General features: G+C 34.7%; 9 protein-coding genes, 1 other RNA gene and 1 other annotated feature. Of the genes, 3 read left to right on the forward strand and 7 right to left on the reverse strand.

The genetic code is table 11. The features are described 5' to 3' along the window. Positions 1–139: 139 nt before the first annotated feature. The 3 genes from ACW2QF_RS03560 to tadA form a co-directional block, all read right to left on the reverse strand. Complete coding sequence (locus ACW2QF_RS03560) at positions 140–2,479, reverse strand: hypothetical protein (RefSeq protein ID WP_455714621.1); 2,340 nt, start codon at positions 2,477–2,479, stop codon at positions 140–142. Positions 2,480–2,685: 206 nt separating this feature from the next. After that, an RNA gene (gene ffs / locus ACW2QF_RS03565) (signal recognition particle sRNA large type) lies at positions 2,686–2,948 on the reverse strand. A 127-nt stretch (positions 2,949–3,075) separates the two neighbouring features. Next, complete coding sequence (gene tadA, locus ACW2QF_RS03570) at positions 3,076–3,537, reverse strand: tRNA adenosine(34) deaminase TadA (protein WP_455714622.1); 462 nt, start codon at positions 3,535–3,537, stop codon at positions 3,076–3,078. 1,116 nt (positions 3,538–4,653) lie between these two features. On the opposite strand from tadA, the gene ACW2QF_RS03575 reads away from it, so the two are divergent. Continuing rightward, positions 4,654–5,349: an anaerobic ribonucleoside-triphosphate reductase activating protein gene (locus ACW2QF_RS03575; protein WP_455714623.1), complete on the forward strand. Its 696-nt coding sequence runs from the start codon at positions 4,654–4,656 to the stop codon at positions 5,347–5,349. Between the two features lie 17 nt (positions 5,350–5,366). Continuing rightward, positions 5,367–5,918 carry a GNAT family N-acetyltransferase gene (locus ACW2QF_RS03580; RefSeq protein ID WP_455714624.1) on the forward strand — a complete coding sequence of 184 codons (552 nt, stop codon included), beginning with the start codon at positions 5,367–5,369 and terminating at the stop codon, positions 5,916–5,918. On the opposite strand, the gene ACW2QF_RS03585 is transcribed toward ACW2QF_RS03580, so the two are convergent. From ACW2QF_RS03585 to metG, 4 genes are all read right to left on the reverse strand, one after another. Beyond that, complete coding sequence (locus ACW2QF_RS03585; protein ID WP_455714625.1) at positions 5,919–7,535, reverse strand: DUF6128 domain-containing protein; 1,617 nt, start codon at positions 7,533–7,535, stop codon at positions 5,919–5,921. Positions 7,536–7,667: 132 nt separating this feature from the next. Beyond that, positions 7,668–8,549: a 16S rRNA (adenine(1518)-N(6)/adenine(1519)-N(6))-dimethyltransferase RsmA gene (gene rsmA / locus ACW2QF_RS03590; protein ID WP_455714626.1), complete on the reverse strand. Its 882-nt coding sequence runs from the start codon at positions 8,547–8,549 to the stop codon at positions 7,668–7,670. Positions 8,550–8,570: 21 nt separating this feature from the next. Beyond that, the gene (locus tag ACW2QF_RS03595; protein WP_455714627.1) at positions 8,571–9,335 is read right to left on the reverse strand and encodes a TatD family hydrolase; all 765 of its coding nucleotides are present in this window, start codon (positions 9,333–9,335) and stop codon (positions 8,571–8,573) included. 268 nt (positions 9,336–9,603) lie between these two features. After that, positions 9,604–11,565 carry a methionine--tRNA ligase gene (metG, locus tag ACW2QF_RS03600; RefSeq protein WP_455714628.1) on the reverse strand — a complete coding sequence of 654 codons (1,962 nt, stop codon included), beginning with the start codon at positions 11,563–11,565 and terminating at the stop codon, positions 9,604–9,606. A gap of 85 nt (positions 11,566–11,650) precedes the next feature. Next, positions 11,651–11,936, reverse strand: a binding site (T-box leader). A gap of 278 nt (positions 11,937–12,214) precedes the next feature. Here metG and ACW2QF_RS03605 point away from each other — a divergent pair. Beyond that, positions 12,215–13,972 carry a DUF885 domain-containing protein gene (locus ACW2QF_RS03605; RefSeq protein ID WP_455714629.1) on the forward strand — a complete coding sequence of 586 codons (1,758 nt, stop codon included), beginning with the start codon at positions 12,215–12,217 and terminating at the stop codon, positions 13,970–13,972. Positions 13,973–13,980: the final 8 nt, after the last annotated feature.

The raw sequence follows: 13,980 nt of genomic DNA on the forward strand, positions 1-13,980 counted from the left end.
TACCCTCTATCATATCATATTTTGGGCGAACTGCATATAACAAAATGTTACAAGTAAAAAAGACAATTTCATCGATATACTTCCCGATTAAAATTGCCTTTTTAAATAAAAAATAAGGATAAGAGTTTAAAGTTTCAAATTAAAATTCGTTATAATAGGCTCTTGTTGTTATTAACTCTGGAGTTAATTCTATACCCTTTTTTTCTAAGTCTTTATAATGAATATCTAGTTCATGTATTTTTTTACTATTTTCTCTATAATAACGATTCATTGCCTCAGCAAATAATGGTTGATTTTCTAGTCGCTCACGAATTGGCTTCTTGAACGGACAGTAAAAAGCAAGTAATTCTCTTACATACTTATTTAAGCGGAGAGAACCTTTTGATTCATTCTTTATCCAATTCACGTAATCAATTACGAAGATTTCCCTAGAATTACTTTTTCCTTTTTGAATCTGATTTTTAATTCTCTCTTTGGTTTCTGCTGATAGATCTCGATTCTTCTTATAAAATTGAATATAGTCAACATATTCTGAAGTAAGAGATTTGTATTTGATATTATTCCATGCGGTTCCTTGAATACTTCTACAAAGTTCCCAATGGAATCTACCAAGTACTTTAATTAACATATCTTCTAAATCAACTTCTGCAAAGCATGGCAACAAGAATCGGCCACTGGAATCTCTCTTCTTACCCGTAATCTCCTGCCACATAATACCATTAACACCTACTGTTGGCAATAGTACGATATCTGGAAAAACTTCTTTTTGAATATATTCTTTTTCTATCTTCTTATCATTATCGTAATATAATGATTCACGATAAAATACTGAATAGTCGATCTCTCTTAATTGATTCATTACATAATTAACCTTAGCTGCTGTTACCAATGTACTATTTAAATTCTTCATAAACATATCTTTATGAAGTATTGGTATAAATGCATACACTTGTCCATTAACAAGTCGGTTATTGCATTGGAACATGTTAATGATTTCATAATTTATCTTCTTACACGAATCATTTAACAGCGCTTGCTCTTCTTGTGGAGTCATACGAATTGACTTCTTCATCTCACGAATCGACTCTGCATAATCCAAATCAAATTCGCTCTTAGAAGGCTCTTTACGCCCTTCATAGATTTCAACCAACCAATCTCTAATATTGTAAACCTTACATGGAATACTATCATCCACTTGCGTATCTAGATAATATAATTCTACTAATTGCTGTTTTGTTAATAATGTTTCATCAAGGAAACCATAACGAAGGAATAGATCAATTACTTTATCGGTATTCTTTTCCTTATAAGCTCTTAAAAACACATTTTGATAGATTGGATAAAACATCTTAGTTATATTTCTACGAATTGCTCTTGCTTCATCGGACGTATCGTATTTATCATCTAGACTCTTGAATAATGTAACGTTTTTCTTGAGTTCAACCGCTTCTTCAGCTCCAAGTTGTGCATATTCAATGATCTTTCTCATCGAATCCTGCAACTCATTCAATACCTTCATTTCCTCCGCTTCTCGCAGCCCCTCAGCCTCAGCCTCGGTCTTTTCATTATCAATCCCTGTTCCTGTAAGTAAAACCGAATATAAATGTTCCATCCTATCACGATTGATATATATTGTTCTTGCAGACTTCGTTGAAAGTAATTTTTCTGTGCTATTAATCTCATCTATAATTTGATCGATTAGCGTATCCAGTTCATCGTTCTTTCTACCAAGTTTATGTACCTCAATTGCAATGTTAATTGCTTGATAGAAAAGAGATTCTCCCGACTCACTAATTATATATTCAAGCAATTGACTCGTATATATTACTCTTTCAGTTGTTTCTGTTATGTATGTATTATAATCTGATATAATTTCATCAAGATGACGTATTGTTAATTCTTCACCACAAGCAAAAAAAGACTTTTGTATGTCTATCGGTACTTTACTAAGTACTCTATAGTAGTCCATATTCACACAATTTGTTAAAGCCTCTGCTGGAAATGGTTCAAGCATTTCTAAAGAATCCATCGGAGTCAAATGATACCCTACTTTAGCTGCCAGAACCTTGAACTGTTCATATGCATTGCTTAGAAACTCATATAGATTCTTTACTTTTAAGTCAAACTCAGTAAATATCTTATTCACTTCAACTAGACTTCTAGACAATCCTGCTACTAATAATCCTGCATAGTCTTTATTTCCGTCAATAATTGCATGTATACTACGCTTGTCCGTTGCCTCAAAAGGAAACAAGACTACGTCATCAAACGCTATATAACTACTAGTAAATCTACCTAGGTATAAGTCCGTTACTCCTATAAAGCTCCCCGAACCAACGATTAATTTTGAGCCTTCATTTTGTATAAGAACTCTTCCCTTTATCACTAAACATATTGTAGTTAAACGCTCGTGTTCTCCATAAATCTCTGTACCTTTTGCAAGTTGGTTTATTGTATGCGGATTAAGACTCACTCCCATTTTCTCACCTCGGAATTCAAATTTTGTCCTTATCGTATAGAATATCAAAACATTAACAATCCTATTATAATGCAAAATCCCTAGAACATCAAAACATATTTCTCTCTTTTTACGAAAAATGTGCAGAATTATAACCTTTCAGTTTATTTTCCCAATAAAAAAACCATTCAAAAACGAATGGTCAACTCTTTATATATTATATTAATCCGTGCGCCTTGCTTCGAATACTCCTCATAGACGTTACCTTCACAGTTAACTCGGCCCAGGCACCCTTACGGCACACAAGAGGTTTCGCTTAGTGCTGCTTCATTCCTGACCTGACACGGTTCACGAATTCCTGTTGCGTAAGACCCAGACGTCAACATCACTTATAAAGGGCAGCTCCACAATAGAATACCCTCAGACAAGACATCACCCCTGCTGTAGCGGATTGCAGGTACAGGGCACCGCTATCTCCCCGGCTGCACGGAAATTTTATGACAAATTTAATATACACCTTATAAAATTGTATGTTACACAGTTACATTTTGTACTGTATTCAGGTACTTAGTATACACAAATCCTTTAAGATTGTCAACACATTTCGCTTGCTACATTTATCCTTTTTTCTTTTCTTCTCGCAGTCTTTTAAAAAAAACCTTAAGCATTCGACTACATTCTTCTTCCATTACACCAGTCACTAATTCTACTTGATGGTTAAACTGGCTCATCTGCAAAAGATTTAGTACCGAGCCTGCGCAACCAGCTTTCGGATTCATACTTCCTACAACCACTCTCTTAATTCTTGCCTGCACAATTGCACCAGCACACATCTGACAAGGCTCAAGAGTGATATACATAGTGCAATCTTCTAATCTCCAATCTCCAAGTACCTTACTGGCCTTTTTAATAGCTAACAATTCCGCATGTGCCAATGTATTCTTATCCGTATTTCTTCTATTGTAAGCTCTCGCTATAATTTTATCTTCATATACAATAACGCACCCAATCGGCACTTCATCAATCTTGTCAGCCTTTTTTGCCTGCTTCAAAGCTTCTTTCATATATCTTTCGTCCATATCTAGCCAACATGCTCCTTTTTTCGGTATTGAATGCAAAACTCTGTATACGTTTTCATAGCTTCTTAGCTGACGTACTATAACACGAAACACGCTACACATCTAAGTACTTCTAAGTGTGTACATTGAGGTTATCCAGATGATACGGAAACGCCTTCGATTCGGCATCCTGCCTCAGCTTCGGCTGGCTCGGCATCCATTCCTCACCTTCCTAGGTTATCTTGTACACACTAAGAAGTACTATAGATGTTTCGCTATCGTTTCTTAGTCATAGTACGTCAGTTAAGAAGCAAATCTACGCTATTCAGAGTTTTGCTTACTACTTTATGATTACACAAGTACTGGTAAGTTCATACTATAAACTTTATTATAAGAATGTTATTAAACTCCCCTATAGGAAGTTGCCTACTATTCTCTTAAAACAATGCCTATGATAATCTAATCTGTTGATTTTATTTATATATGCTATTATAATAACATAAAATATAGTATTACAAAACTAATATTACATAAATGAAAGGTGATATAGACGATTGTAAAACGCTTCTCTATACATAAAACATGATAATCAGTCTATACGTCTAAGCGTTTCATAAATTCTTAAAGGATTAGTAGTCAAAAGGTCATAACCAACGCAAATGATAAATAATCAAGAATATTTATTCATCGTAAATTTACCTCCACTTGTGTATGGATGAAGTGGTAATAGAAAAACTCTTAGTAAAGTACATAACTTCTTACCTAACGCACTATGACTAAAAAACGGTAGTGTAGTACTTATAGTACTTCTTAGTGTGTACTAAAAAAAAAGGAAGGCGAGGCATGGATGCCGAGCCAGCCTGAGCTGAGGCAGGATGCCGAATCGAAGGCGATTCCGTATATATTGATAAAATTAGATGTACACACATAGAAGTACTTAAGTGCGAAGCGTGTTTTGTGTCATCGTGCGTTAGGTAAGAAGTCGAGTAATAAAAGGGAGTTTTTCGGTAAGTAAACTAAATTACACAAGTGCCGATACACTTTCAAGAATAAATATTCTTGATTATTCATCTAAAAATGTAACTAGACCTTTTGACTCCTAAACCCCACAAAGGAATAACAAGAAAGGAGCACGCTATGCAAATTCATGGGTTCAATAAAACTACTTTGCTTGATTATCCAAGGCATCTGGCAGCTACTATTTTCTTGGGACACTGCAATTTTCGTTGCCCTTTCTGCCACAATTCTCGTCTTTTATTAGCTCCAGATGCCAGTCCGTCATTTACGGTTTCTGAAGTGTTAGATACATTAAAGAGTCGTAGTGGCATCCTTGAGGGCGTATGTATTTCTGGTGGAGAGCCTACCTTATCGAAGGACTTACCAAAATTCATTCAAGCAATCAAGGATATTGGCTTAAAGGTCAAATTAGATACCAACGGTAGCAATCCACTAATGCTACAATATTTATACTCCCACGAATTACTTGATTATGTTGCCATGGACATCAAAAATTCCCGTGATCGATATGCAGAAACAATCGGCATACCCCATTACTCCTTAGATTCCATTGATTCTTCTATCGCGCTTATACAAGATAGTGGCATCCCTTATGAATTTAGGACTACTGTTGTTCAGGAGTTTCATTCAGCCGAAGATATTTTAGCCATCGGACAGTGGTTAGATGGTTCTACGAATTATTATCTGCAAATATTTTTAGATAGTGGAAACATTCTAGTGCCTGGTCTTCATGCACCTAGCCGTGAAACCATGTTAGAATATAAGAAATCTATACAACCATATTTTAATACCGTGGAAATTCGCGGAATGGATTAAAGGAGCAAATATATACAATGAAATTACACTATGAAACAGAACGTCTACATCTTCGAGTATTAACAAGTTCTTATGCAAATGAAGTACTGAATTTCTATGAACGAAACAAAGACTATATCAATTGTTGGGAACCAGATCGTGTTCGTCTATTCTATACGAAAGAATTTCAACGTGCAAATCTTGTATATGAATATAATGAAACAATAAAATTACATTTTCTTCGTTTTTGGATCTTTGAAAAATCCAATCCTGATCACATAATAGGCTGTATCTGTTTTCAAAATTTTCAAAAAGGTCCACTTATGACTTGTACAGTTGGATATAAACTAGATCAAGAATACGTTGGTCGTGGTTTTGCTAAAGAAGCTTTAAAAAAAGCTATTGAGCTAGTCTTTACTGAGCTTAAATTTCATAGGATAGAAGCACTTATCCATCCGATGAACCAACCTTCTATTAAACTAATTGAAAAACTAGAATTTGAATTTGAAGGCATTGCAAAATCCTGTATTCTACTAAATAACAAATGGACTGATCATTTGCGTTACGCACTAATCAATCCATTTCATTAATCACATATTAACTTTAATATACCAATATCCGAATTCACCAGTCTTTTGTTCTACGTTCTTAGCGCATTTGAACTGTGTAAATCCGAACATCTTTGCCATAAACTTCTCACGGTTTTGGTAAATACCTGGTATGCCAAGAATATATTCTTCTCCATCTATTGCCTTTTTCTTAGCAAATATTAAGTGGCGGAAGTTATAATATCCATGTAGTAAGAAACTATTGTTACCAAGTACCCAATTTTCTATTGGAAACAATCCAATATCACCTGGCTCTATTCTAACACATGCAAGAATCTCATCATCCTCAAATGGATTAATAGCTGGGTACTTCTGTAATATTCTTTCAGCTGTTGATGTTTTCTTCTTTGCCACCTCTTCAAGACGTGCATTCCACTCTTTTTCTTTGTTTGCACTGTAGAATCTTTGTTCTTCATTAAACGGAGTATTTACATATCCTTCAGCAGTTGATGCGGCAACTTCATCACTAACTTTGTCTTCATACTCTTCGTCTAATTGCTCGTGGTCGGATTCTTCTTCAACGACGATCTCTACATGGGACCTCTCTTCCTTATCTGTCCCATCATCGGATTCAACTTCATTGTATCCATCTTCATTGAATTCCTTCTTCACTAATAAGTCCATCTGACTAGCTTCTTGGTCTTCTTTTTCCACCTCAACGCTTTGCTTTGTATCAATGGATTCATTAACAATATCGGAAATCTTAACCTTACCATAGGTTTTAGGGAATCCTGTTTCTTGACCTCGATACCAATTGATAAAACGATATCCCAATAATTTTGCTGTCTCTGGTGATATATCACTATCTTGATCACCATTTATATTCACAACGCTATTGTTCTGCTTATATAATTCCGCAGCCTGTAACCTAGATTTAGCTTCCTTTCTCGAAGTTAAATCTAATTGTGATTCGTTGTCATCTTGAATATTACAGAAAAGTTCCCAGCTGTAATCTATGCTCTTTAATATACTCTGTACAATTTCTTCTTGGCTCTTACTAATTGCTTCCTCCGCCTCTTGTTTTTTATTTATGTATGTAATCTCATCTTTTGGAACTTCTACAAATTTAGGTTCTCTCTCTCCCCTATTCATCTCATTACTAGTCTGAATTAGAGTCTCATTTATAGTCTCATTTATAGTCTCATCTACTATCTCTTTGCCTATATCATTGACTATCTCTTTTTCATCGATCTTTAGACTTTCTGTCACATCCCACTCATACAGGTGATTTAACGTAATAGGCTGGTCGTCCCACTCAGTTGCAAAATACTTATTCAAAGAATAATATAAAAGCACCCCGCCTAACTGGTTAAAATTATGTCCTGTATTCATAATATTATTCGCGTTAGTAATACCCTTCCATTCAAATACACCATTCTTAACAACTGCTTCTGCTAGTAGAATTTGAATCATTCTCTTATTTTCACGATAGAATACATATGTCCGTAATTTCTGTCCATTAAGGCTGGCTGCCTTTATATTAATTGAAATCTTACATTGACCATTTCTAAGTTCAATCTTGGCAAATCCAACGTTATTCTTTTTCAATCCTTTTTCATAGTTATAGATATACGAAATCAGTCGCTTATACTCTGACACTCCACTCATCCTTCCTTTTTGGCCATCATAAAGAAAAGCGCAATGCAACTACTCAGACGAATAGTTACAATGCAATTACTTATGCTTTATATATATTCAAAAAGAGGCCTCTTTATGTCAGGAATCTGTGAATTAACTACGTAATAAGCGACTAATTATATTACTCAATTCTGCAAATTGTTGCAAATCAAGCGCTTCACCTCGTACTGTTGAAGGAACTCCAAGCTCCTCAATTGCCTTTGCAATAACTTCTTTTGATAAATGAATCTCAGGTGAGTTATTAAGACCATTTACCAATGTCTTTCTTCTTTGATTGAAAGATGCACGAATCAATCGAAACATTAACTTCTCATCCTCAACTTGTACCGGTGCTTCCTTATGTGTTGTAAGCCTAATTACTGCTGAGCCTACATTCGGCCTTGGCATAAAACAGTTAGGTGGAACATTTGCTACAATATAAGGCTTCGCATAATATTGAACCGCTAAGGATAACGCACCATAATCCTTGGTACCTGGCCCCACTTGCATACGATCTGCAACTTCCTTTTGTACCATAACTGTAATATTATCAATAGGTACATGACTTTCAAATAATCCCATAATAATCGGTGTTGTTATATAATATGGTAAATTTGCAACTACCTTAATCGGTCTACCTTGATTCTTTTCCATAGCAAGTTGATTGATATCAACTTTAAGAATATCTTGATTAATTACCGTTACATTGTCATAATCTGCTAGTGTATCTTTAAGAATTGGTATTAGTGCTTTATCAATCTCAACAGCAACAACTTCCCTTGCATATTCACATAGATATTGGGTCATAGAACCAATACCTGGACCGATTTCTAATACCATATCGTCTTTTGTTACTCCTGCAGCTGTTACTATCTTTTCAAGCACATGTGTATCAATTAAGAAGTTCTGTCCAAATTTCTTCTGAAATGCGAAGTTATACTTCTTTATCGCTTCTATCGTATTCTGGGGATTTGCTAATTTGTTACTATGATCCATTCTACTATCCTCTTAACTTTCTTATAAACGATATAATCTCATTGCATTTTGTCTTGTAATTTCAATTATCTGGTCCGTGTCCATTCCTTTAATTCTGGCAACCTCTTCAACGACACTAGGTAAATATAGAGAAGAATTTCTCTTTCCTCTGTTTGGTTCTGGTGCTAGGTAAGGACAATCTGTCTCTAACACAATAGACTCTATCGGCGCATACTCTACAACCTCTTTTAATTTCTTAGCATTCTTAAACGTTACTACACCACCAATTCCAAGGTAAAATCCCATATTCAGAAATTCCCTTGCCATTTCTACTGGATATGAAAAACAATGAATGACACCTGAGATGTCTCCAGCATGGGCTGCTTTCATCATGTCTACGGTATCCTTAGCTGCATCTCTACTATGAATAACGATTGGAAGTTTAACTTCTCTAGCTAATTCCATCTGACGGTCAAACCATTTTCTCTGCGTATCCGGGTCCGGTTCATCCCAGTAATAGTCTAATCCAATCTCACCAATTGCAACTATCTTAGGCATTCTCGCTAGTTCTTTCAAACGTTCCATCTTTGTATCATCTAATTCCATTGTGCTATTCGGATGAACACCAACAGCACCATAAACAAAAGGATATTGGTTTGTAAGCTCTAGTGTTTGCTCTGAAGTTTGCATATCTGCACCAATATTTACTATCAATTCAATTCCATTGTCTTTCATTGAATTTAGAATTTCTTCCCGATCTATATCAAATTGCTCATCATCATAATGTGCATGTGTATCTATTATCATTTTCTTCCTCCGTTCCCTTAAACCCACGACCACGTAATTTTCATTCCTTATTATAACCAAGTAAACTATAAGTTACAAGTAAATTAGCTAATAAAACAAAGGTAAGACTAAAAAAGAAGATGTTGTTGCAAAATACCATTTGAGTAAAAAAAACAACTTTTCGTAGCTGTGTGCCATATGTGAACATATAAATATGTTCACATAATGGCATTCAGCGCAGAAAAATTGTTCTTTTTGCTGGTGTACCCCTCTTTCGAGGTTATCTATTTTAGCAGATTTCTGCACCTGATGGCATCTTCTTCTCAGGTACCATAAGTGCTAATTCACCGTTTTCATCCTCTGCACATAAAAGCATACCCTCTGATAATACACCTGCTAATTTCGCTGGTTTTAGATTCACTAATACCATAACTTTCTTACCAACCATCTCTTCTGGACTGTAGTAAGCCTTAATTCCTGATACAATTTGTTTTACTTGGTTTCCAATCTTAACTTGTGAACAAAGTAATTTCTTTGATTTCTTTACTTCTTCACATGCAATGATTTCTCCTACTTGAAATTGCATCTTCATAAAATCATCGTATTCTATTTCGGCTTTTGCTTCAATATCAATCACTGCTTCTTCCTCTTTCTGTGGTGCAACATCTTTCATTTGTGCTGCCTTTAATTCTTCTACTTTCTTCATAACTTCTTCTAAATCAAGTCTAACAAATAGGATTTCTGGTTTTTCTGTAACCTTGTTACCTGATGGGTATTTACCATACTCTTTCATATCTTCCATTGAACGTACACTTGTATTTAATTGAGTAAGAATCTTAGCTGATGTTTCAGGCATGAATGATTCTAATAAACTTGCACCAATACATATTGACTCAACTAAGTTATATAAAACAGTTTCAAGCCTTTCTTGCTTGCTTTCATCTTTTGCAAGTGCCCAAGGCATTGTTTCATCAATATATTTGTTACAACGTTTGAACAATGTGAATATCTCAGACATTGCATCTGCAACACGTAAATGTTCCATCTTTTCGGCAACTTTGTCTGGAGTTTGTAAAGCAAGGTTGATTAATTCATCATCTACTTCTTCTTTCACTCCTTTATTGTTAACTATTCCACCAAAGTATTTATTTGACATGGAGATTGTACGGTTAACAAGGTTACCAAGTGTATTGGCAAGATCGGAATTCATTCTCTCAACCATAAGTTCCCATGTGATAACACCATCATTATCAAATGGCATTTCATGTAAAACAAAATAACGAACTGCATCCACACCAAAGAAGTCAACTAAGTCATCTGCATAGATTACATTTCCTTTGGATTTACTCATCTTACCATCACCTTGTAATAACCAAGGATGACCAAAGATTTGTTTTGGTAATGGTAAGTCAAGTGCCATTAACATAATCGGCCAATAGATCGTATGGAAACGTAAGATATCTTTACCGATTAGGTGAAGATCAGCTGGCCAGTATTTCCCGTAGTTATCGCCATTGTTACCATCTACATCGTAACCAAGACCTGTGATATAGTTGCTTAACGCATCAAGCCAAACATAGATAACGTGTTTGTTATCGAAGTCCACTGGGATTCCCCATTTGAAGGAAGTTCTTGATACACATAAATCTTGAAGTCCTGCTAAGATGAAGTTATTCATCATCTCATTCTTTCTTGATTCCGGCTGAATAAATTCTGGATGTGCATTAATATGCTCAACTAAACGATCTGTATAATTGCTTAATTTCAAGAAATAAGCTTCCTCTTTTGCTGGTTGACATTCTCTTCCGCAGTCTGGACATTTACCATCTACTAGTTGAGAAGATGTAAAGAAGGATTCACAAGGAGTACAGTACATTCCTTCATAGAAACCTTTGTAGATATCACCTTTGTCGTATAATTTCTTAAAGATTTTCTGTACTTGTTTTTCATGGTATTCATCTGTAGTACGAACGAATTTATCATAAGAAGTATTCATTAGATCCCAGATATCTTTAATTTGTCCAGCAACACCATCAACAAATTCTTGTGGTGTGATTCCCATATCCTGCGCTTTTAACTCATTCTTTTGGCCATGTTCATATGTTCCTGTTTGGAAGTACACATCAAATCCCTGTGCACGTTTGAATCTTGCAATACTATCTGCTAATACGATTTCATACGTATTACCGATATGTGGTTTTCCAGACGTATACGCAATTGCTGTACTAATATAATACGGTTTTTTACTCATGTTATCATTCCTCCTAATGAATGCTTTGTTATTAATCCTTTTTAAGCAAAAAAAAATTCGCCCTTAAGGAAATCTTATGATTTCGTTTAAAGACGAGATGTAGTCTCGTGGTACCACTTTAATTCTTCTATTTTTTGCAAAATAGAACTTAATAACTGCTAATTCAAAATCTAATATTTTAAATGTTACAGTCTTGCATGATAACGGTTGCAGATTCCCGTCATTCCCTAAAGAGTACGCTTTATAAAATCAACTCATTCAAGAATGAAGCTCCAAGACCATCTTCCATACGATCAGTAAATACCTATTCTCAGCTAATTAGGCTCTCTGTTAATTCTTAACGCATGTACTCTTCTCTTCACAGCATTTTCATATTAATAAATAGTATAGCATTCTCATACTTTAATGTCAAAATAATTTTCCTTGCCTCAAGTATTTGTAAAAAACTTATAGTCTATTCGACCAGTTTTTGTTTACTTTCTTTTTCTGATATATTATCATACTTTGTATATACTATTGTCACTATATTTTTTAAATTCCTGACATACTACAATCAGGAGTGGATACTATTAATAGTAATAGTTTATTACGCAAGTTCGTGTCTACGCCACAAACTTGTTAAGAAAATTGCGTAGGTATGGAGGTAACTATGAAGAAATGCAAACAATTGTATCTGCTACTAACACTTTTGGTTTTATTGCTAACCTTGGCAGGCTGTAATAAAGATAAGGGTGCAAGTGCGGTTCAGACACAAGCTGAATTTGACGCTTTAACCAATGAAATCTTTTTAGATAATGTACAAAGCGACAGCATTACTCTCAATTATACGTTAGCAAATCCAGAAAATTACGGTATTACTAATTACAAACCAACACTCGGTGATTTTTCATTAGAAGCCATGAAAGAAAATCTTGCTAAATGTGAAAACTACTCCGCACGTTTGAAATCAATTGATTACAAGAAACTAACTGATGATCAAAAACTTACGTATGATATCATAAAAGACTACTATAAAGTCGATGATAATGCAGACGATCTTCTTTTGTATTATGAAGTTCTAAGCCCAACTGTTGGTTTGCAAGCCCAACTTCCTGTATTATACGCAGAATACAGATTTTATGACAAAGACGATATCGATGCATACCTTGAACTTTTACCTTGTACATATGATTACTTTAACCAGATCATTGAATTTGAGAAATTGAAATCTGAAGCTGGTCTATTCATGAGTGATCGTAGTGTGGATGATATTATGGAACAATGTGAATCTTTAATAGCCGATAAAGAAAACAATTTCCTTATTACCGTATTCAACGATAAAGTAGAGAAATATGATGGCTTAACAAAAGATGAAATCAAAGAATACAAAAAGAAGAATAAAGACGCCGTTCTAAATTACGTAATTCCAGCGTATCAATTGCTTATCGATGGTTTGAAAAACCTAAAAGGCACTGGAACAAACGAAGGTGGTTTATGTAATTTTGAAAGAGGAAAAGAATATTATGAATCTTTAGTTCGTTCGGAAACAGGCTCTAATCGTAGCGTAGAAGAATTAATTGATATTCTTGAAAATTACATTAGCAAGAATATTCTACGTATGCAAACTCTTCTTGCTAAAGACTCCACTCTTTTAAATAAAGCAAATGATCCTTCCTATCCAATGACAGATCCTGAAGAGATTCTAACGTATCTCCAAGATACCATTAAAGATCGTTTTCCTGACATGGAAAAAGTAAATTACACCGTCAAATATGTTCATAAATCCCTAGAAGATTTTATAAGCCCCGCATTCTATCTTACTCCTGCAATTGATAATTACGAAGATAATTCCATCTACATTAATGGCAGCGATAAATTCGACTTATCACAGATCTTCACAACATTAGCACATGAGGGGTATCCAGGACACCTATTCCAGAATGTATACTATGCACAACAAAATCCAGATCCAGTCCGTAGTACTATGAACTTCGGTGGATATTCAGAAGGTTGGGCAACTTATGTAGAGATGATTTCTTATCATATGGCAGGTATTGATGACAACTTAGCAAGTCTTCTTGAAGAGAACAATGCTGTTATTCTAATGATGTATGCAAGAGCTGATATTGGAATAAACTACGAGGGTTGGACTAGAGAAGATTCTGATAAATACCTTAAAAACATGTTAAGTATAACAGATGAAGATACCTTGGATCAATTCTATATTTCCATGGTTGAAGAACCAGCTAACTATCTACAATATACGATTGGATATATTGAAATGATGGAACTGCGCGAGAAAGCAGAGAAAAAATTAGGTGATAAGTTCTCAGAAAAAGACTACCATGAATTCATTCTTAAAATTGGACCTAGCCAATTCTATGTAATAGACAAATACTTAGACAAGTGGATAAAGTCTATCAAATAATAATACAT

Source organism: Anaerosporobacter sp. (genome assembly GCF_965301125.1).